The following is a 26,655-nucleotide window of genomic DNA, read 5'->3' on the forward strand; positions in this document are numbered from 1 at the left end:
GTCGCGCATAAAAAACGCGCCCCGCAGGGCGCGCCGTGTTACTGCATGAGCGATACCGTTACAGCTTGGCGTCCGCCCTCACGTTGCGCTGGCTGGGGACGGCCAGCGGCAAGGGGTTGTTGGTCTCCACCGACAGCACGGTGGTGGATGCCGCCGCGTTGTTGCCATCAAGGAAGACCACGCCGCCCAGGTAGCGTTTGCCCGTTTCCAGCCCCGACCAGCTGACGCCGGCCGTGGCGCTGCCGCCCACATATACCTTGGTTGGCAGGGTGGCTTTCAGGTTGCCGCCCTTGTCGGCTGTCGTGACGACGGCCGACGACAGGCCGAAGCCGGTCGAGACGCCATTTGCCAGTTCGTAGCCGATCACGCACACCTTGTAGTTGCCTGCCGCCGGGGTGGTGACGGTGATGGCCTCGTTCGAGCCGGCCGTGGCCGAGGTGGCGACCGTTGCGCCGGCGCTGTTGAGCAGCAGCATGTCGAGGTCATTGCCGGCGCCTTCCGTGGTGTCGCGGTCGAAGATTTCGAAGCGCGCCACGACGGTGCTGGCGGGAATGCTGACATTGACTGCGCGCACGCCGCTGCCGCCCGCCTTGCACGCGTCGGCCATCTGCGCCAGCGTTTCCACGCTGCCCGGCGCGGCCTGGTTGACGGTTTGCTCGCTGCGCGCCACTTCCTTCAGGCCGCCCGTCGCCGCGCCGACCTTGCCGGCAAAGCCGGTGGACAGGGTCAGCGAACGCAGGCCGCTGACCTTGTCGGCTTGCAGCAATGCGGGCGACTGCACCGCGCGGCCTGAGCGGGCCGTGACGGGGCTGCGCACCGTGTGCACGCCGTCGCTCCACACGAGGGCGCCATACTGCCAGGCATTGTCCGGCGCCGTCGTGCGCGCCAGGGTCACGGTGAAGGACTTGGTTTCGCCGGGCGCCAGTGCCAGGGTGGCAGGCGTTACCGTCACGCTGTAGCCGCTGAGCGAGGCGCTGGCCGTGTAGGTGGCGCTGCTGCTGCCCACGTTGGTGACGCGGCGCGTCACCGTTTGCGTGCCCAGCACGTTGCCGATGGTGATGGACGGCATGTTCAGATTGTAGCCGGCCAGGGTGCCGCCCGCGCATTCGGCCGTCATGCCGACGCCGCACATGTATTTCTTGTAGTCGGCCAGGCTGGCGTCATACACGAGGCCCGGATCGGTCGCCTTGTTTGGCGTCACGTGGCCCGCGCCCTGGCCCCATGGCAGGATGCCGCGCGCGTCGCCGGCCTGGATGTCGGGCAAGGTGGCGCTGCCGGTCGTCATCAGGGCCGACTTGATGGCGGCCGGGCTCCAGTCCGGATGCTGCTGGCGCAGCAGGGCGGCCAGGCCGGCCACGTGCGGGCTGGCCATCGAGGTGCCTTGCAGGAAGATGTAGGCTTGCGCCGGTACCAGGCTGCCATCCTGCACGGCGTCGCGCTGGGCGCGCGACAGGGCAGGCGTGCCGCCGGCCAGGATGTCCACGCCCGGCGCGGTGACGTCCGGCTTGAGCAGGTTGGCGTCGTACAGGTTCGGGCCGCGCGACGAGAAGTCGGCCACCACGGGGGCGGCGGGGCCGTTGCCGTTGGTGACGAAGCGCGAGATGGCGGCCGTGGCCGCGCCCGTTTGCGCCTGGGCGTTGATCAGCGCGCCATCGGCGGCGCTCACGTGCACGGCCGGCAGCACGTGCGGGTCGGACACCAGGCCCACGCCCGTGTCGACCAGCACCATGCCGGCGCCGCCCGCTTCGAGCACGGCGACGCCCTTGTCGGTACGCGCCGTGGTGCCGCGCAGGCAGCTGACGACCTTGCCGGCGACCTTGGCCGGGTCCAGCAGGGCCACGCCGCCGTTGTCGCCGGCGCGATAGCACAGGGCCAGTTTTTGCGCATCGGCGCCGGGCAGGCCCGCGTCTTGCGCGCGGATCAGGGCGGTGGCAGGCAGCGGGTTGTAGTTGAGCGAAGCGCCCGTGTAGCTGGCGCCATTGCTCAAAGTCACCTTGGCCTGGTTGGCGCGGTTATGCGTCGAGGCGGCCACCGTCGTGATCCACGGGCTGACGTGGGCTACCGTGTTCGCCGGTCCCGCATTGCCGGCGGACGCGGCAACGAAGACGCCCGCATTCGACGCATGCAGGAAGGCTTGCTCGACCGGGTCATTGACGGTGCCGCCGCCGCTGATCGAGTAGTTGATCACGTGCACGCCATCCTGCACGGCTTTTTCGATCGCCGCCACGCTGTCGCCGCCGTAGCAGCCGTTCTTCGCACCGGTCGGCTGGGTGGCCAGGTTGTACGACCAGCACACCTTGTAGACGGACAGGCGGGCGCGCGGCGCCACGCCGGAAATGGCGCCCAGCGGCGTGCCGTTGACGCTCACGGGCACGCCCGCGTTGCCGCCCGCGGTGGACGAGGTGTGCGTGCCGTGGCCGCCTTCGCCGTTCGGGTCGCCGATGGAGTCGCGCGGCGAGGTGAATTCGCTCCAGTGCTGGATCTTGTCCGTCTCGGTCAGGCGCACGGCGTTGAAGTATTGCGCGCCCAGCAGCTTGTTGTTGCAGTGGTCGGACGTAAAGCCTTCGCCTGCCTGGCAGCTGCCTTTCCAGGCGGCCGGCGCGGCGCCGTAGGCCAGGGTGGCGTTCGGGTCGAAGGTGGGGGCGCCGTTGGCGTCGACCTTGTCCGCATACGACAGGTTTTCCGGCCACACGCCGCCATCGACGATGCCGATGATGATGTTCTCGCCCGCATGCTGCTTGCCGCCCAGCTGGCTCCACAGGCCGCCCGGCTGGTCCAGGCCCAGGAAGGTGGGCGTGTAGTTCGTTTGCAGGGCGCGCGGCTCGTCGGGCGCGATGCTGGCCACTTCGCCGCTCGCCTGCAGCTGGCGCACTTCGGCGTCGGTCAGCAGGGCGGAAAAACCGTTGAGGACGATCTTGTATTGGTATTGCACGGGCGCGGCGGCGACGAGCGCCTGTACCCGCGCCTGTTTCTGCTCAAGGTAATCGCCGTACAGCTGCACTTGCGTGCTGGCCAGGTCGAGGCGGCTGCCGGCGGCAGGCTGGGTGGCATCGAGGCCTTCCACCGAGCCGGTGTAGGAGGCGATCGGTTTGTCGGTCAGCTGCACGATGTAGGGGCGGCGCAGGTCGTCGGCGTGGGCCTGGAAGCTGAGGCTGGCAAACAGGCTCAGCACGGCGAGCGAAATGGGACGCAAGGCGGGACGGAATGTCATGTAGGGTTTCCTGGTGACGGTAGCGGAATCGAAAGGGAGCGATCAGGCTTGCTGGCGGCGGCGCGCCGCGAAACCGATGCCTGCCAGGCCCAGCAGCATCATCGCGTAGGTCGATGGCTCCGGTACCGAGGCGACGATATTGTCGAGCGCAAACTGGCCCTTGTTGGTGCTGAACGCATTGCAACTGCCGGCCGTGTTGCAAGTGAAGCCGAAGAAGGCCAGCGAGGCGAATTGCTGGCTGCCGAAGCTGGCGCTGGTGTTGTAGTGCTGGAACAGGAAGTTGCCGCCGACGGGGCCGCCCAGCTGATAGGTTTCATAAATGGAAGAACCGTTGGCGTAGAAGCCTTGCACGCGCAGCAGGCCGGCCACGGCTGGGTAGGTGACGCCCTGGGCGTAGCCGATGAAGCTGGCGTCGAAGCCCTGCAGGCTGACGCTGCCGCCCGTCTTCAGGGGATCGAGGTAGACGATGCCGTCGTTCAGCGATGCATAGTAATTGCTCGTATTGTTGGTCGGGCACGCCATGCCGCAGGCGGCGCGGTCCGTGCCATCGAACACGGCGCCGACCAGGTCGCCATAATTGGCACCGGCGGCATTCGAAGCACCCGTCAGCAGGAATTTGCCAAATTCCAGGGAGTCGCCATGGCCGACGAACTGGCTGTCGACGTTGTCAAAGTTGATCACGTCCGCGATGGCGGCGGGGGCCCAGGCGGCGGACAGGGCCAGGATGGCGGCGCCGGTCCACTGCTTGGCCGAGAAAGGACTTGCTGCGGCAGTTGCCTTCGAATGCACAATACGAGTCATGAATTTTCCCTTGGTGATTATGTAGGATGCAATATGTTTTGCGTCTGGGATGCTCTCTCCTGCGCGGCCGGATAGGATTAATGCGGACCAATGCGTAGAAAATTGATTTTTACTATAGCAAAAGAGGCAATTTCATTGTTTGATATTCTTGCAAATTTAATTTGAAAGTTACAAATAATGAATGAATAAAATTCATCATTTACTATGAGTTGGTAACCAGGAGTAGATAGTTTCTGGATTGAAAATAGTTGAGTAATTAACCAGGCTGTCAAGCGCGCGCGGCGCCGTGGCGGTTTCGCGCACACTGGATGGTTTCCGCGAGAATTTGTTGTTCACAGTACAAAGAAAAGATTGTATTAACCATAACCGGCATGGTAGGCTGATACGCATCAGGCAAGCGCGTGTCGCCCGTGCGTGGCCATCCGCCGCGCATGGCGACGCAATGTATTGAAGGTAGGCAATAAGGAGTTAGCGGATGCATGCAGCACACAGGCAGAACCTTGCGGCAACGCGCCATGCGCGCGGCTTTACCTTGCTCGAATTGCTGGTCGTGATCGTGATCATCGGCTTGCTGGCGGCGTATGTCGGCCCCAAGTATTTCGCCCAGTTGGGCAAGTCGGAAGTGACGGTGGCCAAGGCGCAGATCGAGGCGTTTGAAAAATCGCTCGACACCTACCGCCTCGACGTGGGCCGCTATCCGACCACGGAAGAAGGCCTGGCCGCGCTGCTGGTGGCACCGCCCGCCGCCGGCACGCGCTGGAATGGCCCTTACCTGAAAAAAGCCGTGCCGCTCGACCCGTGGGGTCATGCCTATCAATACCGCGCACCCGGCAGCAAGGGCGAATATGACATCGTCTCGATGGGCAAGGATGGCCAGCCGGGCGGCAGCGGCGAGAACGCCGACATCAGCTCGCAATAGCGCCAGCGCCATTCTTTTTCCTACGGACAAGCCATCATGCAGTTCGAAGTACGCGCGCTTTCCACGGACCAGGCCGTAGCTACCTTGCAGACGTGCGTGATCGACGGGCGCGACGAGGCCGACGCGCGCCGCCAGGCCGAGGCGCGCGGCCTGTTCGTCAGCGCCATCCGCCCCGTGCGGGCCACGCCGTTCAGCGCGGCCGGGCGCCAGCGGGCGCGGGCGCTGCCCCTGCTGCTGTTCAGCCAGGAATTGCTGGCGCTGCTGCAGGCGGGCCTGGGCATCGTCGAAGCGCTGGAAGCCTTGCTGGAAAAGGAAGCCTCGCCGGCCACGCGCAGCGTGCTCACGCGCCTGCTGGAAGGCTTACGCGAAGGCAAGCGCTTTTCCGCCGTGCTGGGCGAGCAATCTGAACTGTTTCCTCCCTTGTACATCGGCATCGTCAAGGCGGCCGAGGGCACGAGCGACTTGCCGCGCGCGCTGTCGCGTTACATCGATTACCAGCAGCGCATCGATGCGGTGCGGTCCAAGATCGTCAGCGCCGCCATCTATCCCGCCATCCTGCTGGCCGTGGGCGGCGGCGTCAGCGCCTTCCTGATCAGCTATGTGGTGCCCCGTTTCGCCGAGGTATACCAGGGCGCCGGGCGCAACCTGCCGTGGATGTCGCAAGTGATGCTCAGCTGGGGCCAGTTCGTCACGCAGCATGGCGTGTTGCTGTTGCTGGGGATGGCGCTGGTCGGCAGCATCGTGTTGACTGCCGTGCGGCGCGTGCTGCGCAATGGCGGCGTGGCGCGCCTGCTGGCGAAACTGCCCGGCATCGGCGAGCGCGTGCGCATCTATGAATTGTCGCGCCTGTACCTGACCCTGGGCATGCTGGCCGAGGGCGGCATCACCATCGTGCAGGCGATCGCCACCGTGCAGGCCATGGTCTCGCCGGGCATGCAGGCGTCCTTGCAGCGGGCGCGCGGCGCCATCGAGGCGGGTCAGCCCCTGTCGTCGGCGTTCGAGCAGCACCAATTGACGACGCCCATTTCCCTGCGCATGCTGCGCGTGGGCGAGCGCACGGGCGACATGGGGCCCATGCTGACGCAGTCGGCCGCTTTTTACGACGGCGAAATCAGCCGCTGGATCGACCGTTTTACGCGCACCTTCGAACCCTTGCTGATGGCCGCCATCGGCCTGGTCGTGGGCGCCATCGTGATCCTGCTGTACATGCCCATCTTTGACCTTGCCGGCGATATTTCATGAACCAGATTTCCTCCGTTCCTGTCGCCATCGATCCCGCGCTGCTGCAGCGCGCGCGTATCCTGAGCCGGCAATCGAAGCGCAGCCTGGTCGAGGAATTGCAGGAGCTGAGCGGCATCGAGGCGCGCGCCGTAGTGCGCGAACTGGCGCGCCCGTTCGGCCTGGACGTGCTGGAAACGGCCGACATGCTGGCCTTGTCTCCCGCCTTCGACGTGCTGCCCCTGTCGCAGGCGCTGGCGCGCCACAGCGTGCTGCTGCGCGCCGCCGGCGGCCAGCTGGTGGGCGTGATCGCCGACCCGTTCGACCTCGACCTGCAAACCTGGCTCGGCGCGCGCGCCGGGCAGGGCGTCTTGGACGTGCGCCTGGCGCTGCAGGCCGACATCGGCGCCTATTTGTCGAAGCAGGAAGAATCGGCGCGCGCCGTCGACAGCCTGCTGCCGGGCGCCGCCACCGACGCGCGGCGCGACGGCAAGACGGCCGCCGTGCTGTCGTTCGCCAGCGTCTCGGAAGCGGCCAGCCCCGCCGTCAAGCTGGTCAACTCGACCCTGTATGACGCGCTGAAGGCGGGCGCCTCGGACATCCACCTGGAAAGCACGGCTGGCGGCCTGGCCGTCAAGTACAGGGTCGACGGCGTGCTCGATCACGCCACGTCCGTCAACGGCATCGAAGTGGCCGAGCACATCATCTCGCGCCTGAAAGTGCTGGCCGAACTCGATATCGCCGAGCGCCGCGTGCCGCAGGACGGCAGCTTCCGCGTCGAATCGGGCGGGCGCGAAATCGACTTGCGCGTCTCCATCATGCCCAGCATCCATGGCGAGGATGCCGTCATCCGCATCCTCGACAAGCGCGCCATGATAGAGGCGTATGGCGCGCTGACCCTTGAAGCCTTGGGCTTTGACTCGCCATCGCTGGTCGCCTTGCGCGCGCTGGCGCAGGAAGCCTACGGCATGCTGCTCGTCACCGGCCCCACGGGTTCGGGCAAGACGACGACCCTGTATGCGGCACTGACGGAAATCCATAACGGGCGCGAAAAGATCATCACCATCGAAGACCCCGTCGAATATCAGCTGCCCGGCATTTTGCAAATCCCTGTCAATGAAAAGAAGGGACTGACCTTTGCCAAGGGCTTGCGTTCCATCCTGCGCCACGACCCCGACAAGATCATGGTGGGCGAGATCCGCGACCGCGAGACGGCGGAAATCGCCGTGCAGTCGGCCCTCACGGGCCACCTGGTGCTCACCACCGTGCATGCGAATAATGTGTTCGACGTGTTCGGCCGTTTTACGCACATGGGCATCGACCCGTATGCCTTCGTCTCGGCCCTGAACGGCATCTGGGCGCAGCGGCTGATCCGCACCAACTGCCCCCATTGCGCCACGGAGTACACGCCGGACGACAGTGAGCTGGCCAGCGTGGGCCTGGCGCGCGCCGACGTGGGCGAGTATCAATTCAAGCAGGGCAAGGGTTGCGGCGATTGCCGCGGCACCGGTTACAAGGGGCGCCGCTCGATCGCCGAGATTCTCGTGCTGACCGATGAAATTCGCGAACTGATCGTCGATAAAAAACCGATCCGCCAGATCAAGGCGGCCGCGTATGCGAACGGCACGCGCAGCCTGCGCCTGGCGGCGCTGGAACTGGTCAAGCGGGGCGCCACCACCATCACGGAAATCAAGAGGGTCACCCTGCATGCGTAGAGGTCTCGGACAAGGATTGCGCCTGGGCGTGGCGGCGGGCAAGGTGAGCCTGTGGCGCAGCAGCCGCTGGCGCACGCCCGCCTGGACCTCGCTCGGCGAAGCCGCGTATGCACCGGACGACGCGGCGTACGGCGGCTTTGCCGCCCTGGGCCAGGCGCTGGAACAGATACTGCCGGCTGGCGAATACGCGGGCTGGCCCTTGTCCGTGGTGCTCGACGATGGATTGGCGCGCCTGTGGCAAGTGGACATGCCGCAAGGCGCGGCCCGCCTGGCCGACATCGAGGCGGCCGCCGCGCTGCGCTTCCAGTCGCTGTATGGCGATGCGCCGGGCCTGTGGCACATGAGCCGCGCCTGGGATGCGCGCGCGCCCTTCTTTTGCGCCGTGCCCCGTGCGCTGCTGGCGCAGCTGACGCGCGTGGCCGACGCTCGCAAGCTGGCCCTGATTTTCATTACGCCGCAATTCGCGCGCCACTGGAACCGCTGGCATGGCGCGTTGAAGCCGGGCGCCTGGTTTGGCCAGTTGCAGGAAAATACCCTGACCCTGGGCGTGCGCCACGAGGGCCGCCTGCGCGCCGTGCGCGCGCTGCCTGTGCCGCCTGGCACTGGCAGGGACTGGCTGGCGCAGACCTTGGCGCGCGAGGCGCTGCTGCAAGGCGTATGCGCACCGGCGCTGCTGCAGCTGTGCGGCGCGCCGCCACCCGCATGGCTGACGCCGGCGAAAGAACTCCACTGCCAGCTTTTTTCTACGCCGGACGGGGAAGGTGCCTTGTCGCCGGCCGCCCGGCTGGCGCATAGCGGAGGCGTGGCATGACGCGCCTCGATATCGATTTCGCGCCGCCAAACTGGCGCCGCAGCCTGCACCGCGTGCCCGCGTGGGCGTGGTGCGTCGGCGCGCTGGGCGTGGCGCTGGCCGTCACGGCGGCGTACGGCGGCAGCGCCGCGCTGCAGCGCCAGCAGCTGCGCGAGGGACAGTTGCAGCGCGCCCAGCAGCGCGTGCTGGCTGCCACGCAGGGGCCGGCGCCGGTGGTGTCCACGCCGATCGCACCCGCACAGGCGGCGGCCGTGAACGCGGCCATCCTGCAATTGAACCTGCCGTGGCGCGACCTGCAGGATGCGCTGGCCAGCGCCACGCCGCCCACCGTCGCGCTGCTGGCGCTGGAACCGGACGCGCGCAAGCGGATATTGAAAATCACGGCCGAAACCACCGGCAGCGACGCCATGGTGGCCTACATCGCGCAATTGAAGCGGCAGGAGCTGTTCGGCACGCGCGTGCAGCTGCTGCGCCATGAAATCAACGCGCTCGATCCGAACAAACCCTTGCGCTTCCAGCTCGAAGCGCGCTGGGGCACGCCATGATGGCCATCGACCTCAATACCTTGCGCCTGCGCGCGCAGCTGCTGTTGCGCCGCCTGGGCGCGCCAGCCTGCGTGGCCGTGGCCCTGCTCGCGCTGGGCGTGGCCGCCTGGGTGTGGGCCTGGCAGCAGTGTGCCGTGGCGACGCAGCTGGAAGCGCGGCCCTTGCCGCAGCCAGCGCTGGCCGTGGTGGCCGCGGCGGCGCCGGCGACGGCCAGCGAAAACCTGGCGCGCTTTTATGCCGCCCTGGGACAGCAGCGCCACGCGGAGCAGCAGGTCAAGCAGCTGTTCGACCTGGCCGCGAAAAACGGCTTGCTGCTGGCGCAGGGTGAATACAAGAGCGGCTACGACAAGGCCAGCCGGGTCGCTACATACCAGGTGACCTTGCCGCTGAAGGGCAGTTATGCGGCCGTGTCGCAGTTCGCGCTGCAAGCGCTGCGCGCCGTCCCCTTCGCCTCGCTCGACGAACTGAGTTTTCGCCGCGAGCAGATCGCCGATACGGATCTCGAAGCGCGCTTGCGCCTGACCTTTTATCTGAGCGATGCGCCGGGCGCTGCGGGAGAGGTGCCATGACCCCGCGCCATTATCTGATGCTGGCCGGCGTGCTGGGCGCGGGCGCCTTGCTGCTGTTCGGCGAGCGCCAGCCCGTGGCCGACGTGGCCGAAGCCGTGGAGCGGGCCGTCGCGCCCGCGCGCCGTGCCTCCGCCAGGGCGCCGGCCGCGCAGCCGGCCATCCTGGCCCTGCTGCCGCGCAGCGAAGTGGCGGGCGAGGATGGCGATACCTTTGGCGGCGCCGGCGCGGTCTTCCAGAGCCAGAACTGGAATCCGCCGCCGCCAAAAATGGCGGTGACGGCCGCGCCGCCGCCACCGCCGCCGATGGCGCCGCCGCTGCCCTTCGTCTACCTGGGCAAGGCGGCCGCCGACGGCGCCTGGGAAGTGTTTTTGTCGCGCGCCGACAAGACGTATATCGTGCGCGCCAATACCGTCATCGACGGCGCCTACAAGGTCGTGGCGATCGCGCCGCCCGTCATGACGCTCACTTATCTGCCGTTGAACCAGGTTCAGCAGCTCAACATTGGAGTACTCGATTGATGTCTCGTTCCTATTCACCGGCGCCGTTGCTGGCGCTGCTGGTGCTGCTGTCCGGCTGCGCAGGACAGCAAGCCTACCGCGACGGGCGCGAGCTGATTGCGCAAGACCAGGTGCCGGCCGGCCTGCAAAAGCTGCAGGAGGCGCTGCGGCAAGACCCCGGCAACGCGCAATACCGCAGCGCCTATCTGCAGGCGCGCGAACGGGCCACCGGCAGCCGTCTGCAGCAGGCCGAGCGCCAGGCGCAGGCGGGGCAGGGCGAGCTGGCGCGCGCGGGCTTTCTGAGCGTGCTGGAAATCGATGCGCAGAACGAGCGCGCCAACAGCGGCTTGCGCGCGCTCGAACGCGAGCAGCGCCAGGTGAAATTGCTGGCCGATGCGCGCACGGCGTTCGATGCCAAACAATACGACCCGGCGCGCCAGCGCCTGAACGCCATCCTGACGGAGCAGCCAGGTCACGCCGGTGCGCGCGCGCTGCTGCGCGAAGTCGATGACAAGACGGCGCCGCCCCTCGTCGAATCGGGCCTGGCCAAGTCGTACAAGCAGCCGATCACGATCGAGTTTCGCGACGCGCCGTTAAAACAGGTGTTCGAGCTGATCGCGCGCCGTTCCGGCCTCAATTTCGTCTTCGACAAGGACGTCAAGGCGGACGCGAAGACCTCGATCTTCCTGAAAAACAGCACGGTGGAATCGGCCGTGTACTTCCTGCTGGTGACGAACCAGCTGGAGCAGCAGGTGATGGATGCGAACACGATCCTGATTTACCCGAACGTGGCGGCCAAGCTGAAGGAATACCAGGAAGTGCTGGTGAAAACCTTCTTCCTGGCGAACGCGGACGCCAAGCAGGTGGCCAATACGCTCAAGACCATCCTCAAGACGCGCGACGTGGTGGCCGATGAAAAGCTCAACCTCGTCATCGTGCGCGACACGCCCGAGGCGATCCGCCTGGCCGAGCGCCTGATCGCGCTGCAGGACGTGCCCGAGGCGGAAGTGGTGCTGGAACTGGAAATCCTCGAAGTCAAGCGCAGCCGCCTGATGGAGCTGGGCGTGGCCTGGCCATCGAGCCTGACCCTGACGCCGCTTTCCACCTCGGGCGGGATCGGGCTGACCGTCAACGACCTGAATAACCTGAACCAGCGTACCATCGGCGTGAGCAACCTGGCCGTGACGGCGAACGCCAACAAGACGGACGGCGACGCGAACATCCTGGCCAACCCGCGCATCCGCGTGCGCAACCGGGAAAAGGCGAAATTCGTCATCGGCGACAGGGTGCCCGTGGTGACCACCACCATTTCACCGGGCACGGGCGGCTTCGCTTCCGAGTCGATCAGCTACCTGGACGTGGGCTTGACGGTGAACGCCGAGCCGACCATCTATTTGAACAATGAAGTGGGCATCCGCATCTCGCTCGAAGTGAGCAACCTGGGCGCGGCCACCACCACCCGGAGCGGCTCGACCCTGTACCAGATCGGCACGCGCCAGGCCTCGACCATGCTGCAGCTGAAGGATGGTGAAAACCAGGTGCTGGCGGGCTTGATCAACAATGAGGAGCGCAGTTCGGGCAACAAGGTGCCTGGCCTGGGCGACATCCCCGTGCTGGGACGGCTGTTCGGCAGCAGCAAGGATGACAGCCAGAAGACGGAGATCGTGCTGTCGATCACGCCGCACCTGGTGCGCACGGTGCAGCGCCCGGAAGCGAAGGAATCGGAATTCTCGGCCGGCACGGAAGGCAGCTTCCGCCGCCGTCCCGACATGGCGGCCAAGGCGCCCACGCAGATGCCTGGCACGGTGATCGTGCGTTCCGGTCCGTCCGCCGTCGGCATGCAGCCGGCGCCGGCGCAGCCGCTGATGGAACCCGTCCAAATTCCGTCGGCCTTGCCGCAAAGCGTGCCCGCGCCGGCAGTGGCGCCGTCGCCCGAACCGGCCGCCTCGCCCTTGCCGATATCGGCGGGCCAGCCCGTGCCGCTGCAGGCGGCGCCGTTGCCGCTGTCGTCGAGCCAGCCGGTGCCGGTGGCGCCGCCGCCCGTCAAATGAGACTGGCGCATCATGCGCAGGGGGCGCAGGGCGGCTTCACCCTGATCGAGCTGCTGGTGACCCTGGCCATCCTGGGCGTGCTGGCCACCCTGGTGATCCCCGTCACGCAGGTGACGGTGCAGCGGCGCCAGGAGCAGGAATTGCGGCGCGCGCTGCGCGAGATCCGCCAGGGGCTCGACGCCTATAAACGGGCCGGCGACGAAGGCCGCATTGCGCGCGCGCCCGACGCCAGCGGCTATCCGAAAAGCCTGGAACTGCTGGTCGAGGGCGTGCCGGACCAGCGCAACCCGAAGCGCAGCAAGCTGTTTTTTCTGCGCCGCGTGCCGCGCGACCCGTTCAATGCGGACGCGGTATTGAGCGATGCGCAGACGTGGGGCAAGCGCAGCTATACCAGCGAAGCGACCGAGCCGCGCGAAGGCGACGACGTGTACGACGTGTACTCGACTTCCAGCAAGACCGGCTTGAACAACGTGCCTTACCGTCTATGGTGAACCATGGCTGCTGACCCCCTTCCCGCCCGCAGGCGCGGCTTCACCCTGATCGAATTGCTGGTGGTGCTCGGCATCGTGGCGCTGCTGCTGACCCTGGCCGTGCCCCGCTACTTCCCCAGCCTCGACAAGGCGAAGGAAACCGTGTTGGCGGACAACTTGCGCAACCTGCGCACGACCATCGACCAGTTCCACGGCGATACGGGACGCTATCCCGACTCTCTGGAGCAACTGGTGGAAAAGAAATACCTGCGCGCCATGCCCATCGATCCCATCACGGACAGCGACGCCAGCTGGGTCACCGTGCCGCCACCCGACGACACGCCGGGCCAGGTGTATGACGTGAAAAGCGGCGCGCCCGGCAAGGACCGCAGCGGCACGCCGTTCGCCGACTGGTAGCGGCCATGCACCGTCCTGCGCGCCGCCAGCGCGGTTTTACGTATCTGGGCCTGATCATCCTGGTGGCCATCCTGGGGCTGGTGGGGGCGGCCGGGCTGAAGATGGGCTCGCTGCTGCAGCGCCAGGCGGCCGAGCAGGAATTGCTCGACATCGGCGCGCAGTTTTCCGACGCCTTGTACAGCTATGCGGCCGCCACGCCGCCCGGCCAGCCGCAACAGCCGCCGACCCTGGCCGCCTTGCTGCGCGATCCGCGCTTTCCGCAAGTGCGCCGCCATTTGCGCAAGCTGTTTGTCGACCCCGTCACGGGGCGCGCCGAGTGGGGGTTGCTGTACCAGCCGGGCAGCCAGGGCATCATCGGTGTGCACAGCCTGTCGCAGGCGGCGCCATTGAAGGTTGGCAACTTCGAGGCCCGTTACGCCGGTTTTGAAGGCAAGGCGCACCTGTCGGAGTGGCAGTTCATGTTGCCTGCCCAGCCAGCGCCGCCGTCCAGTGCGGCGCAGGCGCCTGGCAGCGATGGCGCGCCCGCCGCGCCGGACGTGCCGGCGCCCGCGTTGTTTTCTCGTCCTATTTCCCCTACGCAAGAAACCGAGCCTGCGCCCGCGCCGGAAGAGGTCGAATTGCCCGCGCCAAGTCCGGAACAGGCAGTTTCACCTGAAAAGTAAGGTAAAAAGCCATCGATACCATGTGAACTGTTTTTGTCGGGAAAGTACTCGGCGAAGGTAACTATTGCAGTCAAAAAATAGTTATTAGAAGTGAAACTAACATAAAATATTTATAATTAAATCAATGTAATTATGCTACCATTCTCATCGGTACTTCCGGTACTACAACTATTGGTGGCCTGCGCATTGCAGCCATAAATTACTTTTGAGGATAAACTATGAAATTGAAATTTATCGCTGCAGGCATTCTGGCAGCAGCATCGTTCAGCGCATCGGCAGCGACGTACGACCTGGGTATCCTGGATCCAACGGGTTCCGACACCCTGTCGGCCATCACCACCAAGTTTGCCGCAAACAGCGCGGTCGATGACTACTGGACCTTCAAACTGGTCACGCCATCGTCGACCTCGTTTGGCGCGCTGCAAACGTTTTCCGTGGTCGAAGGCGCGATCAAGGATTTCTCGGCCACCTTGCTGGGCTACGGCAACCTGACCTACACCGCCGCTGCCGGCATCCAGAGCCTGAGCTGGGATGGCCAACTGGCCGCCGGTTCGTACACCGTGCACGTCACGGGCCTGACGGGTCTGAAAAACGCCGCTTACCTGGGTTCCGTCTCCGCACTGCCAGTGCCAGAGCCAGAAACCTATGGCATGCTGCTCGGCGGCCTGGCGCTGGTCGGTTTCGCCGCCCGCCGTCGCGCCCAAAAAGCTGCCTAAGCTTACGCCGCAACGAGAAAAAACCCGCTTCGGCGGGTTTTTTTTCGTCTTTCGTCTTTCGTCTTTCCTCGGTACAGCGAGGCGCCGGCAACAACGTCCTGCACAGCTTGTCACGCGTGGCGCTTGAAGGCGCGGAAGCGGAAGCCCACCGCAAGTAAGGTCGCAAAATACGCCGCACCGCACACGGCCACCACCAGGGCCAGCGCGCCGGCCCGCAACAGCGGATGGGCTTGCATAGCGATCCAGTCGATGCGTACGGCGCCAAGATAGGCCACGCCGCCCATCACGATGAGCGCCGGCAGCAGGCGCAGGAAGAACTTGGCCCAGCCCGGTTTCGGCTGGTAGATGCCGCGCTTGCGCAAGCCCCAGTACAGGAAACTGGCGTTCAGGCAGGCGCCCAGGCCGATCGACAGGGCCAGGCCGGCCACGGCGATGTAGGGCACGAACAGCAGATTCATCAGCTGCGTGGCGATCAAGACGCCGATGGCGATCTTCACGGGCGTGCGGATGTCCTGGCGCGCATAGAAGGCGGGCGCCAGGGTTTTCACGAGGATGATGCCGATCAGGCCCAGGCTGTAGGCCACCAGCGGCTGCGTCGACATGGTCACGGATTCGGCCGTGAACTTGCCATAATGGAAGAGGGTGGCGATCAGCGGCGTGGCCAGGGTCGCCATGCCGACGGCGGCGGGCAGGGCCAGCAAAAAGGTCAGGCGCAAGCCCCAGTCCAGCAGGGCCGAGTATTCCGTCTTGTCGCCATCCACGTTCGCCTTCGACAGGCTGGGCAGCAAGATGGTGCCCAGGGCCACGCCCAGCATGGCGGTGGGGAACTCCATCAGGCGGTCCGCATACGACAGCCAGGAAATGCTGCCCTCGGCCAGGCGCGAGGCGATGCTCGTGTTGATCATCAGGCTGATCTGCGCTGCCGAGACGGCGAACACGGCCGGTCCCATCTTTTTCAGCACGCGGCGCACGCCGCCGTCGGACAGGCCGATGGCGGGATTGATCGACAGGCGCGGCAGCATGCCGATCTTGATCAGCGCGGGAATCTGGATGGCCACCTGCAGCAGGCCGCCGGCGAACACGGCAATGGCCATGGCGTAGATCGGTTGTTTCAAATAGGGAGCGAGGAACAGCGAGGCGGCGATGAACGACAGGTTCAGCAGCACCGGCGTGAACGCGGGAATCTTGAATTCGCGCCAGGTGTTCAGGATGCCGCCGGCCAGGGCCACGAAGGACATGCAACTAATATAAGGGAACATCAGCCGCGTCATCCACACGGCCGCGTCAAAAGCGCCCGCATCCTTGGTCAGGCCCGTGGCGATCGCATACACGAACCAGGGCGCGCCGATGATGCCGATGGCGGACACGAGCAAGGTGGCCCAGACGAGCGTGGTGGCCACGTGGTCGGCCAACTGCTTGCTCGCTTCCTGGCCATGCTGGTTCTTGTATTCAGACAAGATCGGCACGAAGGCTTGCGAGAACGCCCCCTCGGCAAACAGCCGGCGCAACAGGTTGGGGATGCGGAAGGCAACAATGAAGGCGTCCGTGTAGGCGCCGGCGCCAAAGGCGCGCGCGAACAGGCTCTCGCGCAATAATCCGGTTACACGGGACAGCATGGTCATGCTGGAAATGGCGGCGAGGGTTTTAAGCAAGTTCATGGGGGCAGATTATAGCCGGGAGCGGTACCGGAAAACGGTTAAAATATGGTAACAACCGCTGCCGATTCGCCCTTGCCCGCCTCATTTTCACGTGTTTTTGGCGTGACACACGGTTTTTTGATTTGCCCCCGCTTGAAAATATCGCTATAATCGAAGGCTGTACAGAATTCTGTTACGCAGACACTAATGTTTGACAGGCACTGGTTTGGCACACATGGTTCGGCAGACGCACAGAACGCACCGGTTGGCAAACACTAATGTTTGCAAACGCACTTTGACCCTGTTTTAGGAAATTCCATGGCAAATACCGCACAAGCGCGCAAACGCGCTCGTCAAGCAGTTAAGCAAAACGCACACAATTCGTCCCAACGTTCGACCTTGCGCACGGCTATCAAAGCTGCTCGCAAAGCGATCCAGGGCGGCGACAAGGCAGCTGCTGCTGCAATCTTCCAAGCATCCGTGTCGACCATCGACCGTATCGCTGACAAGAAGATCATCCACAAAAACAAGGCAGCTCGCCATAAGAGCCGTCTGGCAGCTGCTTTGAAAGCACTGTCCGCTTAATATTCGCCAGCAGGCAAGCCACCATGGTGGCCTTGCCTGTGCCGGTATGCTGGCACTGGTTGAAAAGCAAAAACCCGCAGATTCGTTCTGGCGGGTTTTTCGCGTTCCCGCGCCGGTTTTTAAGGCCGTGGCCGTCTGCGGTCGCCCGTATCTTGCGCGCTAGCGCGCCGCCGGCAAGTTGCCGATGCTCATGCCTGGCTTGATGTTCTTTTGCTTGAACCAGCCCAGATGCATTTCCAGCGCATAGCGCACGGGCACGGTCTTGGTGGAGCAATGGCTGTCGAGCGTGTGCGGCTGCATGTCTTCGATGTTGACGATCTTGCCGCTGGCATCGATAAAGGCCACCGACAGGGGCAGCGGCGTGTTTTTCATCCACATGCATTGCGTGGATGGATTGCCAAAGACAAACAGCATGCCTGCATTGGCCGGCATCTTTTCGCGGTACATCAAGCCCTGTTCGCGCTGCGCTTCCGTGGCGGCCACTTCCGCCTGGATCAAATGCATGCCGGCTGACAGTTGCAAGCTCCTCGTTTGCGCCTGGGCCATGCTGACGCAAGACAGCAGGGCGATGGACAGACTGAGACGGCGCAGGCAATTTTTCATGGGGCGGGGCGGTGGCGATCGAAGCGGCGATTAAGCCATGCTGGCGCACGCCTGGTCAAGCCTGCCGCCCGGCCGCGCCGAAAGCGTGGGGTTACCGCAACATGCTCGCCGTCGCCACCCCGGAAACTGCGTTTACTTGACGGGCTTGCCTGCTTCGGCGGGCTGCTTCGTCTTGCGTGCCAGGGGAATCAGGCGCGCCGCATCGGTCGCGGCGGAAGCGTGCACCTGGGCGCCCGACTGGGCCAGTGCGGCGCCGGCAAGCGGGGAGGCGGCCAGGGTTGATATTGCTTTTTTCATCATCTTCCCTTTTGTATCATGTCAGGGTCCGATGATCTTAATTGCATTATCTAAAAATAAATAGTGCTTTCTAGAAAAATTTAGTGCCGCGGCCGCTTTTCCTGGTCGCTTTACGCTTTGCCTATGTTCTCGGCCGGCACTTCGCACCATTCTCCCGGCATCAATGGATGGCTGGCCAGCGAGAACGGGCCGATGGCGCTGCGCACGAGGCGCAGGGTGGGCAGGCCGACGGCCGCCGTCATGCGCCGCACTTGCCGGTTTTTTCCTTCTTTCAAGGTGATCGCCAGCCATGAGGTCGGCTTGTCGGCGCGCGCGCGGATGGGGGGATTGCGGGGCCACAGCCAGTCCGGCTCGGCGATGCGCACGGCCTTGCACGGCTTGGTGATGAAGTCGCCCAGGTCCAGCGGCGCCTGCAGGCGCGCCAGGCTGGCCGCATCGGGCACGCCGTCGACCTGCACCAGATAGGTTTTCGCTTCCTTGCGGTCCGGATGGCTGATCTCGTGCTGCAGGCGGCCGTCGTCCGTCAGCAGCAGCAAGCCTTCGCTGTCGGCGTCGAGCCGGCCGGCCGGATAGATGCCGGGGATGGTGAGATGGTCGGCCAGGGTGGCGCGGCCCTCCTGCGGCGAAAACTGGCACAGGACCTGGAACGGTTTATTGAAGAGGATGAGTGGCATGCTGGTAGAGGAATTGATGTAAACGATGGTGGCTGCTGGTCGGCGCCGCAAAAGCGTGGCGCCCTGTAAGATACTGGTGCATAATGTGAAACGTTAGTCTTATGTCTTATAGAAGACTGTGGCGGTGGGCTTCTTTGGCGATGCGGATGGCCCGGGTGTTCTTTCCCTGCTAAAGTGCGTTGTTGCCGCCCTGTTCGGACTTGTTTTTGTAAACTCTGCAACCGCAGAGCGCGTCGCCGGCCTGCGTTGCCCGCCAGCGGTGTGTCCCACTTCGGAGATCACGATGTATCAACATATCACTGTACCTGCTGACGGCCAAAAAATCACCGTCAACGCCGATTTTTCGCTGAATGTACCAGATAATCCCATCGTTCCCTTCATTGAAGGCGATGGCACGGGCATCGACATCAGCCCGGTCATGATCAAGGTGATCGACGCGGCCGTGGCCAAGGCCTACGGCGGCGCGCGCAAGATCAGCTGGATGGAAATCTACGCAGGCGAAAAATCGACGAATGTGTACGGCCCCGATGTGTGGCTGCCGGAAGAAACACTGGAAGTGCTGAAAGATTACGTGGTGTCCATCAAGGGCCCGCTGACGACGCCCGTCGGCGGCGGCATCCGTTCGCTGAACGTGGCCCTGCGCCAGCAGCTGGACCTGTACGTCTGCCTGCGCCCCGTGCGCTACTTCACGGGCGTGCCGTCGCCCGTGAAAGAGCCGGAAAAGACGGACATGGTGATTTTCCGCGAAAACTCGGAAGATATCTACGCCGGCATCGAATACCAGCAAGGTTCCCCTGAAGCCAAGAAATTGATGGATTTCCTCGTCAATGAAATGGGCGTGACCAAGATCCGCTTCCCGGCCACGTCGGGCCTGGGCATCAAGCCCGTGTCCATCGAAGGCACGGAGCGTCTCGTGCGCAAGGCCATCCAGTACGCGATCGACAATGACAAGCCATCCGTGACGATCGTGCACAAAGGTAACATCATGAAGTACACGGAAGGCGGCTTCCGCGACTGGGCGTATGCGCTGGCGCAAAAGGAATTCGGCGCCGAGCTGATCGATGGCGGCCCATGGTGCAAGTTCAAGAATCCGAAGACGGGCCGCGACATCATCGTCAAGGATTCCATTGCTGACGCGTTCCTGCAACAAATCCTGCTGCGTCCGGCCGAATACAGCGTCATCGCCACCCTGAATCTGAACGGCGATTACATTTCCGACGCGCTGGCGGCGCAAGTGGGCGGCATCGGCATCGCGCCGGGCGCCAACCTGTCCGACTCCGTCGCCATGTTTGAAGCGACGCACGGCACGGCGCCCAAGTATGCGGGCAAGGATTACGTGAACCCCGGTTCCTTGATTTTGTCGGCGGAAATGATGCTGCGCCACATGGGCTGGCTGGAAGCGGCCGACCTGGTCATTTCCTCGATGCAAAAGTCGATCGCCTCGAAGCGCGTCACCTACGATTTCGCCCGCCTGATGGAAGGCGCGACGCAAGTGTCGTGCTCGGGCTTCGGCGAGGTGATGATCGAGCACATGTAATGGAGGGGCAGGGCGCTGCGCGCCCTGCGGACGAAAAAAAACCCCGTTCGAAAACGGGGTTTTTCACATCTGAGGGCCGGCGATGCTTAGGCTGCTTGGATGTTGGAAGCTTGCTTGCCTTTAGGGCCTTGCGTGACTTCGAATTGAACTTTTTGACCTTCTTTGAGGGTCTTGAAACCGTTCATGTTGATTGCGGAGAAATGAGCAAACAAATCTTCGCCGCCATCATCTGGAGTGATGAAGCCAAAACCTTTGGAATCATTGAACCACTTAACTGTACCTGTTGCCATAAAAAGAACTTTCAAAATTAAAACAAATCACACGAGCCATAAAAGCAAGAAGCTTCTTGCCCCCTCCTCGACGTCTCACTTCTTATCAAGCTGTACATTACTGCAACAGTCGATACAGCATTGTTGGCGGAATAAATAATGAAGTCAAGCGCTTTTCCATCGATATTGCCAAATTCTTCACGACAACCAAAAAAGCAACTCTTGATTTTGACGGCAAGGTCGCCATCTGCGCACTATTAAGAAAACGCGTAAGATTGAAAACAATTGGAAAGGCGTAGATATTGCGCATGACAACCACTGTGAAAGCATTAGAATAAGCGTATGGCAACCAAGCACGACACAGAAACCCTGCTGGAGCGGCAAGTGCTGAAGCCGCCACCGCTCTACCAGGTGGCCTTGCTCAATGACGACTACACCCCGATGGAATTCGTGGTGGCCATCATTCAGGAGTATTTCAACAAGGACCGTGAAACGGCGACGCAAATCATGCTCAGTGTTCATCGCTACGGCAAAGGAGTGTGCGGCGTGTTCTCTAAAGATATAGCGTGTACCAAAGTGGAGTTCGTTTTAACGCATGCGCGCAAGGCGGGGCATCCCCTGCAGTGCGTGATGGAGGAAGTATGATTGCGCAGGAATTAGAAGTAAGTTTGCACATGGCGTTTGTCGAAGCTCGGCAGGCACGGCACGAATTCATCACGGTTGAGCATTTACTGCTGGCACTGCTGGACAATCCCTCCGCTGCCGAGGTATTGCGTGCCTGCGCGGTCAATATTGAAGACCTGCGCAAGACCCTCACCAATTTCATCGGCGATAACACGCCGACCGTGCCTGGCACGGGCGAAGTCGACACCCAGCCGACGCTTGGTTTCCAGCGCGTGATCCAGCGCGCCATCATGCACGTCCAGTCCGCCTCGAACGGCAAGAAGGAAGTCACGGGCGCCAATGTGCTCGTGGCCATCTTCGGCGAAAAGGACTCGCATGCTGTTTACTACCTGCACCAGCAGGGCGTGACGCGCCTGGACGTGGTCAATTTCATTTCGCACGGCGTGCGCAAGGACCAGTCGACGGAAAGCGCGAAAGCCTCCGAAGGCGTGGAAGAAGCGCCCGTCGATGGCCAGCCGAAGGAAAGCCCGCTCGACCAGTTCACGCAAAACCTGAACAAGGCCGCGGCCGAAGGCAGGATCGACCCGCTGATCGGGCGCGAGGACGAAGTCGACCGCGTGATCCAGATCCTCTGCCGTCGCCGCAAGAACAATCCGCTGCTCGTGGGTGAAGCGGGCGTGGGCAAGACGGCCATCGCCGAAGGCCTGGCCTACCGCGTCACGCAAAGCGACGTGCCGGAAATCCTGCAGAATGCCGTCGTGTATTCGCTGGACATGGGCGCCTTGCTGGCCGGTACCAAATACCGCGGCGACTTCGAACAGCGTTTGAAAGCCGTGCTGAAACAGTTGAAGGACAATCCGAACGGCATCCTGTTCATTGACGAGATCCACACCATCATCGGTGCCGGCTCGGCCTCGGGCGGCACGCTGGACGCGTCCAACCTGCTGAAACCGGCACTGGCGAATGGCCAGCTGAAGTGCATCGGCGCGACCACGTACACGGAATTCCGCGGCGTGTTCGAGAAAGACCATGCGCTCTCGCGCCGCTTCCAGAAAGTGGACGTCAACGAGCCGACCGTCGAGCAAACCGTGCAAATCTTGCGCGGCCTCAAATCGCGCTTCGAAGAGCACCATGGCGTGAAATACTCGGCTTCGGCCCTGTCGACGGCGGCCGAACTGGCGGCGCGCTTCATCAACGACCGCCATCTGCCCGACAAGGCGATCGACGTGATCGATGAAGCGGGCGCGGCGCAGCGCATCTTGCCGAAGTCGAAACAAAAGAAAACCATCGGCAAGGCCGAGATCGAGGACATCATCGCCAAGATCGCGCGCATTCCGCCGCAAACGGTCAACCAGGACGACCGCAGCAAGCTGCAGACGATCGACCGCGACCTGCGCAATGTCGTCTTCGGGCAAGATCCCGCCATCGACGCGCTGGCTTCGGCCATCAAGATGGCGCGTGCCGGCCTGGGCAAGACGGACAAGCCGATCGGCTCCTTCTTGTTCTCCGGTCCGACCGGCGTCGGCAAGACCGAGGTGGCCAAGCAACTGGCCTTCATCCTCGGTATCGAGCTGATCCGTTTCGACATGTCGGAATACATGGAACGCCACGCCGTCAGCCGTTTGATCGGCGCGCCGCCGGGCTACGTCGGTTTCGACCAGGGCGGCTTGCTGACGGAAGCGATCACCAAGAAGCCGCATGCGGTCTTGCTGCTCGATGAAATTGAAAAAGCCCATCCGGACATTTTCAATATCCTGCTGCAAGTGATGGACCATGGCACCTTGACGGACAACAATGGCCGCAAAGCCGATTTCCGCAACGTGATCATCATCATGACGACCAATGCGGGCGCGGAAAGCTTGCAAAAGACGTCGATCGGCTTCACCAATTCGAAGCAGGCCGGCGACGAGATGGCCGACATCAAGCGCATGTTCACGCCGGAGTTCCGCAACCGTATCGACGCGACCATCAGCTTCCGCGCGCTGGACCAGGAAATCATCCTGCGCGTGGTCGACAAGTTCCTCATGCAGCTGGAAGAGCAGTTGCACGAGAAAAAGGTCGAAGCCGTGTTTACCGAGAAGCTGCGTGCCTTCCTTGGCAAGAAAGGCTTCGATCCGCTGATGGGCGCGCGGCCGATGGCGCGCTTGATTCAGGACATGATCCGCAAGGCCCTGGCCGACGAACTGCTGTTCGGCCGCCTGGTCACCGGCGGACGCGTCACGGTCGACCTCGACGACAAGGACCAGGTCTTGCTGGAATTCCCGGAACCGCCAGATGCGGCGCCGACGGCTGCGCCGGAAACGGTGGAAGTGGAATAAACTTCCTGCAGTCAATGAAAAACCCGCCCACGCAAGTGGCGCGGGTTTTTTTACGTTTTTGTGGGCAATAAAGAAGGTTTTCTTTGGTCGCGCTTATGCCAGAATTGCTATCCGGTATCGACATGATGTCCATGCCGCCTTGACCGCTATCTGGATGCCCACATGAAAATTTCCCGCAATCTAACCTTGCTCCTGTTGTCCGCCGGCCTGCTGGCTGACGCGGCTGCGGCCGCTCCTGCCGGCAGCTATTTCCGTTTCCCCGCCGTACGCGGCGATACCGTCGTTTTCACGGCTGAAGGTGATTTGTGGAAAAGCAATATCCACGGTGGCGCGGCGCAGCGCCTGACCACGCATCCCGGCTATGAAACGAACGCGGCAATTTCGCGCGACGGCCAGTGGCTGGCGTTTTCCGCCGCCTATGAAGGGGCGCAGGAAGCGTACGTGATGCCGCTGGCGGGCGGCTTGCCGCGCCGCATTTCGTATGACAATGGCGGCGTGCTGGTGCTGGGCTGGACGGCGCAGGGCGAGGTGCTGGTCAGCACGCAAAATACGGATGGGCCGGCATCGCGCCGCATCGTCGCCGCCATCGATCCCGTGAAACAGACGCGGCGCGTGTTTCCCGTGGCCGACGCCAACGACGCCACGCTCGACGACGCGGGCAAGACGCTGTTCTTCACGCGTTTCGGCCTGGCCATGACCAACGACAATGTGCGCAACTACCGGGGCGGCGCGCATGCCACCCTGTGGCGCTTTGACCTCGATGGCAAGGGCGAGGCCGTGCGCATGCATGCGGAGCCTGCCGTGTTGGCGGGCAACAACAAGCGCCCCATGTGGTGGCAGGGCCGCGTCTATTACATCAGCGACGCGGGCGGCAGCGACAATCTGTGGAGCATGCTGCCCGACGGCTCCGACCGCCGCGCCTTGACGACCCACACGCAGTGGGACGTGCGCAATGCCCAGCTGGGCGATGGCAAGATCGTGTATCAATTGGGCGCGGACCTGCAGGTGCTGGACCTGGCGGCAGGCACGGACTCGCCGCCACTAGCGATCAGCCTCGTGTCCGACTTCGACCAGCAGCGCGCGCGCCAGATCCGCTCGCCATTGGACACCCTTTCCAACGTGCAGCTGTCAGGCAAGGATGAGCGCATCATCCTGACGGCGCGCGGCAAGGTCAGCATCGCCGGCACGGGCAGCCTGCGCCGGGTCGATATCGCCATTCCCGATGGGGCAAGGGCGCGCGACGCCGTCTTTTCCAGCGACGAGAAATCCGTCTTCGCCATCGTCGACACGAGCGGAGAAAACGAAATCTGGAAGTATGCCGCCGATGGCTCGGGCAAGGGCGAGCAGCTGACGACGCAGGGCGACAACCACCGCTGGAAGCTGTACCCGTCGCCGGATGGGCGCTGGCTGGCGCACACGGACAAGAAGGGCCGCTTCTGGCTGCTGGACCTGGCGACCAGGGGCAACCAGCTGATCGACGATGCGGGCAAGGCGGGCGTGGACAAGCACGACGAAGTGCAATGGTCGCCCGACAGCCGCAACCTGGCCATCGTGCGCGTGGCCAGCAACGAGCAGCGCGAGCAGATCGGCCTGTACAACCTTGCATCGAAACAGCTGCAATTCGTCACCAGCGACCGTTATACCTCCGGTTCGCCCGTGTTTTCGCCCGACGGCAAGTGGTTGTACTTTTTGTCGGCGCGCAATTTTCAGCTGGCCAATGGCTCGCCATGGGGCGACCGCAACATGGGTCCCGTGTTCGACAAGCGCATCGGCGTGTATGCGCTGGCGCTGCAGCCGGGCAACCGTTTCCCGTTCCAGGCCGACGATGAGCTGAGCCGTCCGGGAGTGAAACCGGCCGAGACGGACGATGAAAAGGCGGCCGAACAGGCGGCGGAAAAAGCGCTGGAAAAGGCCGGTGGCAAGTCGGCCGTGAAAAAGGCGCCGGCCGCCTTGCCTGCCATCGTCAGCCAGAGCCTGGCCGAGCGTTTGTATGAAGTGCCGCTGGCTGCGGGCAACTACAGTGCGCTGGCTGTGGACGACAAGCGCCTGTATTTCCTCGAACGCGACAGCGGCGAGAACAAGTCCAGCCTGAAGACGCTTGCCATAGGCAATGCGGGCTCGAAGCCGGAACTGCTGGTGACCAATGTGCGCGAATTCGACCTGGCGCAGGATAAAAAACATTTGTACTACCGCACGGCCACGGCCACCGGCCCGGGCGAGATGCTGGTGATCGAGGCGGGCGCCAAGCTGCCGGCCGACCTGTCGAAAGCCAAGGTCAAGGTCGACGACTGGACGTTCGTGTCGAATCCGCGCCTGGAATGGAAACAGATGTTCAACGACGCCTGGCGCCTGCACCGCGACTTCCTGTACGACGCGAAGATGCGCGGCGTGAACTGGAAGGCGGCGCGCGACAAATATGCGCCGCTGGTCGAGCGGGTCACGGACCGGGCCGAACTCAATGACGTGCTGGGCATGATGGTGGCCGAAGTGGGCGCCCTGCATTCGCAGATACGCCCCGGCGAATTGCGCCGCACGGAGCAGGAAGGTACGCCGGCGGGCTTGGGCGCCGTGCTGGCGCGCACCAGCGATGGCTACTTGGTCGAGCATGTCTACCGCAGCGAAGCGGAATTGCCGTCGGCGCGCGCGCCGCTGTCGCGCCCCGACGTGGACGTGAAGGCGGGCGACGTGATCACGGCCGTCAACGGCAAGGACGTGCTGGCCGCGCGCGATATCAGCGATTTGCTGTTGAATCAGGCCGACAAGCAGGTGCTGCTGCAGGTCAAACGTGGCAAGGGCGCGCCGCGCGCCGTCATCGTCACGCCCGTCAACATGGCGAAACAGACGGTGCTGCGCTATGGCGACTGGGAATTGAGCCGCGCCGAGCAGGTGGCTGCCGCCTCGCAGGGACGCATCGGCTACCTGCACCTGCGCGCCATGGGCGCCAATGACATCGCCTCGTTCGCCCGCGATTTTTACGCCAACATCAACCGCGAAGGCTTGATCATCGACGTGCGGCGCAATAACGGCGGCAATATCGACAGCTGGATCATCGAAAAACTGCTGCGCAAGGCCTGGGCTTACTGGGCGCCGCCAGGCGTGCAGCCGTCGTCGAACATGCAGAACACCTTCCGCGGCCATTTGGTGGTGTTGGTCGATGAACTCACGTATTCGGATGGCGAGACTTTCGCCGCCGGCATCAAGGCATTGAAACTGGCGCCGCTGGTGGGCAAGCGCACGGCCGGCGCCGGCGTCTGGCTCAGCGACAATACGCGCCTGGCCGACAACGGCATGGCGCGCGTGGCGGAAAACGGCCAGTTCGGCATCGACGGCCAGTGGCTGATCGAAGGCGTGGGCGTGGTGCCGGATGTGGAGGTGGAAAACCCGCCGCACGCTACCTTCAATGGCGCCGACCGCCAGCTGGAAGTGGCGCTCGACATGCTGGCGAAAAAGCTCAAGGAGCAGCCGCGCCCCGCCTTCCAGGCGCAGCCGATCCCCGCGCTCAGGTAGTC

The 26,655-nt window shown here is 63.7% G+C and carries 24 protein-coding genes; 17 read left to right on the top strand and 7 right to left on the bottom strand.

Features of this window, described 5'->3' with window-relative positions:
* Positions 1–58 precede the first annotated feature (58 nt).
* Both BLU39_RS17510 and BLU39_RS17515 read right to left on the bottom strand, forming a co-directional pair.
* Entirely contained in the window at positions 59–3,211 is a 3,153-nt protein-coding gene (locus BLU39_RS17510; RefSeq protein ID WP_092715196.1) for a S8 family serine peptidase, read from the bottom strand.
* 42 nt (positions 3,212–3,253) lie between these two features.
* A complete protein-coding gene (locus BLU39_RS17515; protein WP_092715198.1) occupies positions 3,254–4,012 on the bottom strand; it encodes an NF038120 family PEP-CTERM protein in 759 nt (252 codons plus the stop codon).
* Positions 4,013–4,487: 475 nt separating this feature from the next.
* Between BLU39_RS17515 and gspG the strand changes: the two genes are divergently transcribed.
* From gspG to BLU39_RS17575, 12 genes are all read left to right on the top strand, one after another.
* On the top strand, positions 4,488–4,931 hold the full coding sequence (gspG, locus tag BLU39_RS17520; RefSeq protein ID WP_034751618.1) for a type II secretion system major pseudopilin GspG: 444 nt from the start codon (positions 4,488–4,490) through the stop codon (positions 4,929–4,931).
* Positions 4,932–4,967: 36 nt separating this feature from the next.
* Entirely contained in the window at positions 4,968–6,173 is a 1,206-nt protein-coding gene (locus BLU39_RS17525) for a type II secretion system F family protein (protein WP_092715200.1), read from the top strand.
* On the top strand, positions 6,170–7,864 hold the full coding sequence (locus tag BLU39_RS17530) for a GspE/PulE family protein (protein ID WP_092715202.1): 1,695 nt from the start codon (positions 6,170–6,172) through the stop codon (positions 7,862–7,864). The genes BLU39_RS17525 and BLU39_RS17530 overlap by 4 nt, the downstream gene beginning before the upstream one ends.
* Entirely contained in the window at positions 7,857–8,675 is an 819-nt protein-coding gene (locus BLU39_RS17535; RefSeq protein ID WP_139178325.1) for a hypothetical protein, read from the top strand. The genes BLU39_RS17530 and BLU39_RS17535 overlap by 8 nt, the downstream gene beginning before the upstream one ends.
* On the top strand, positions 8,672–9,220 hold the full coding sequence (locus tag BLU39_RS17540) for a hypothetical protein (protein ID WP_092715206.1): 549 nt from the start codon (positions 8,672–8,674) through the stop codon (positions 9,218–9,220). Before BLU39_RS17535 ends, BLU39_RS17540 begins: the two co-directional genes overlap by 4 nt.
* Positions 9,217–9,789 (top strand): hypothetical protein, encoded by a 573-nt coding sequence (locus BLU39_RS17545; RefSeq protein WP_092715208.1) that lies wholly within the window; start codon positions 9,217–9,219, stop codon positions 9,787–9,789. The genes BLU39_RS17540 and BLU39_RS17545 overlap by 4 nt, the downstream gene beginning before the upstream one ends.
* Positions 9,786–10,307 (top strand): hypothetical protein, encoded by a 522-nt coding sequence (locus BLU39_RS17550; RefSeq protein ID WP_092715210.1) that lies wholly within the window; start codon positions 9,786–9,788, stop codon positions 10,305–10,307. Before BLU39_RS17545 ends, BLU39_RS17550 begins: the two co-directional genes overlap by 4 nt.
* Complete coding sequence (locus BLU39_RS17555; RefSeq protein ID WP_092715212.1) at positions 10,307–12,337, top strand: secretin N-terminal domain-containing protein; 2,031 nt, start codon at positions 10,307–10,309, stop codon at positions 12,335–12,337. Before BLU39_RS17550 ends, BLU39_RS17555 begins: the two co-directional genes overlap by 1 nt.
* A complete protein-coding gene (locus BLU39_RS17560) occupies positions 12,334–12,828 on the top strand; it encodes a type II secretion system protein (RefSeq protein ID WP_092715214.1) in 495 nt (164 codons plus the stop codon). Before BLU39_RS17555 ends, BLU39_RS17560 begins: the two co-directional genes overlap by 4 nt.
* 3 nt (positions 12,829–12,831) lie before the next feature.
* Complete coding sequence (locus BLU39_RS17565; protein WP_092715216.1) at positions 12,832–13,224, top strand: type II secretion system protein; 393 nt, start codon at positions 12,832–12,834, stop codon at positions 13,222–13,224.
* A gap of 5 nt (positions 13,225–13,229) precedes the next feature.
* A complete protein-coding gene (locus BLU39_RS17570; protein WP_092715218.1) occupies positions 13,230–13,886 on the top strand; it encodes a type II secretion system protein in 657 nt (218 codons plus the stop codon).
* Positions 13,887–14,104: 218 nt separating this feature from the next.
* A complete protein-coding gene (locus BLU39_RS17575; protein WP_092715220.1) occupies positions 14,105–14,602 on the top strand; it encodes an FxDxF family PEP-CTERM protein in 498 nt (165 codons plus the stop codon).
* Positions 14,603–14,712: 110 nt separating this feature from the next.
* On the opposite strand, the gene murJ is transcribed toward BLU39_RS17575, so the two are convergent.
* A complete protein-coding gene (gene murJ / locus BLU39_RS17580) occupies positions 14,713–16,260 on the bottom strand; it encodes a murein biosynthesis integral membrane protein MurJ (RefSeq protein ID WP_092715222.1) in 1,548 nt (515 codons plus the stop codon).
* A 297-nt stretch (positions 16,261–16,557) separates the two neighbouring features.
* On the opposite strand from murJ, the gene rpsT reads away from it, so the two are divergent.
* On the top strand, positions 16,558–16,824 hold the full coding sequence (gene rpsT, locus BLU39_RS17585) for a 30S ribosomal protein S20 (RefSeq protein ID WP_010395935.1): 267 nt from the start codon (positions 16,558–16,560) through the stop codon (positions 16,822–16,824).
* 159 nt (positions 16,825–16,983) lie between these two features.
* Here rpsT and BLU39_RS17590 read toward each other — a convergent pair whose 3' ends face one another.
* The 3 genes from BLU39_RS17590 to BLU39_RS17595 all read right to left on the bottom strand — a co-directional run bounded on the left by BLU39_RS17590 (position 16,984) and on the right by BLU39_RS17595 (position 18,398).
* Complete coding sequence (locus tag BLU39_RS17590) at positions 16,984–17,427, bottom strand: DUF192 domain-containing protein (RefSeq protein ID WP_092715224.1); 444 nt, start codon at positions 17,425–17,427, stop codon at positions 16,984–16,986.
* A 132-nt stretch (positions 17,428–17,559) separates the two neighbouring features.
* On the bottom strand, positions 17,560–17,727 hold the full coding sequence (locus tag BLU39_RS28675) for a hypothetical protein (RefSeq protein WP_157808903.1): 168 nt from the start codon (positions 17,725–17,727) through the stop codon (positions 17,560–17,562).
* 107 nt (positions 17,728–17,834) lie between these two features.
* Positions 17,835–18,398: a pseudouridine synthase gene (locus BLU39_RS17595; RefSeq protein WP_092715225.1), complete on the bottom strand. Its 564-nt coding sequence runs from the start codon at positions 18,396–18,398 to the stop codon at positions 17,835–17,837.
* A gap of 283 nt (positions 18,399–18,681) precedes the next feature.
* Between BLU39_RS17595 and icd the strand changes: the two genes are divergently transcribed.
* Positions 18,682–19,935: an NADP-dependent isocitrate dehydrogenase gene (icd, locus tag BLU39_RS17600; RefSeq protein WP_046682579.1), complete on the top strand. Its 1,254-nt coding sequence runs from the start codon at positions 18,682–18,684 to the stop codon at positions 19,933–19,935.
* A gap of 86 nt (positions 19,936–20,021) precedes the next feature.
* On the opposite strand, the gene BLU39_RS17605 is transcribed toward icd, so the two are convergent.
* Positions 20,022–20,225 carry a transcription antiterminator/RNA stability regulator CspE gene (locus BLU39_RS17605; protein ID WP_010395943.1) on the bottom strand — a complete coding sequence of 68 codons (204 nt, stop codon included), beginning with the start codon at positions 20,223–20,225 and terminating at the stop codon, positions 20,022–20,024.
* 321 nt (positions 20,226–20,546) lie between these two features.
* Here BLU39_RS17605 and clpS point away from each other — a divergent pair, with 321 nt between their 5' ends.
* The 3 genes from clpS (at position 20,547) to BLU39_RS17620 (ending at position 26,653) form a co-directional block, all read left to right on the top strand.
* Positions 20,547–20,849, top strand: coding sequence for an ATP-dependent Clp protease adapter ClpS (clpS, locus tag BLU39_RS17610; RefSeq protein WP_034751577.1), 303 nt, complete (start codon positions 20,547–20,549; stop codon positions 20,847–20,849).
* Entirely contained in the window at positions 20,846–23,146 is a 2,301-nt protein-coding gene (gene clpA / locus BLU39_RS17615) for an ATP-dependent Clp protease ATP-binding subunit ClpA (protein ID WP_092715227.1), read from the top strand. The genes clpS and clpA overlap by 4 nt, the downstream gene beginning before the upstream one ends.
* A gap of 162 nt (positions 23,147–23,308) precedes the next feature.
* Complete coding sequence (locus BLU39_RS17620; RefSeq protein ID WP_092715229.1) at positions 23,309–26,653, top strand: S41 family peptidase; 3,345 nt, start codon at positions 23,309–23,311, stop codon at positions 26,651–26,653.
* Positions 26,654–26,655: the final 2 nt, after the last annotated feature.

The organism is Janthinobacterium sp. OK676 (assembly GCF_900103595.1).
Classification (GTDB): Bacteria; Pseudomonadota; Gammaproteobacteria; order Burkholderiales; family Burkholderiaceae_D; genus Janthinobacterium.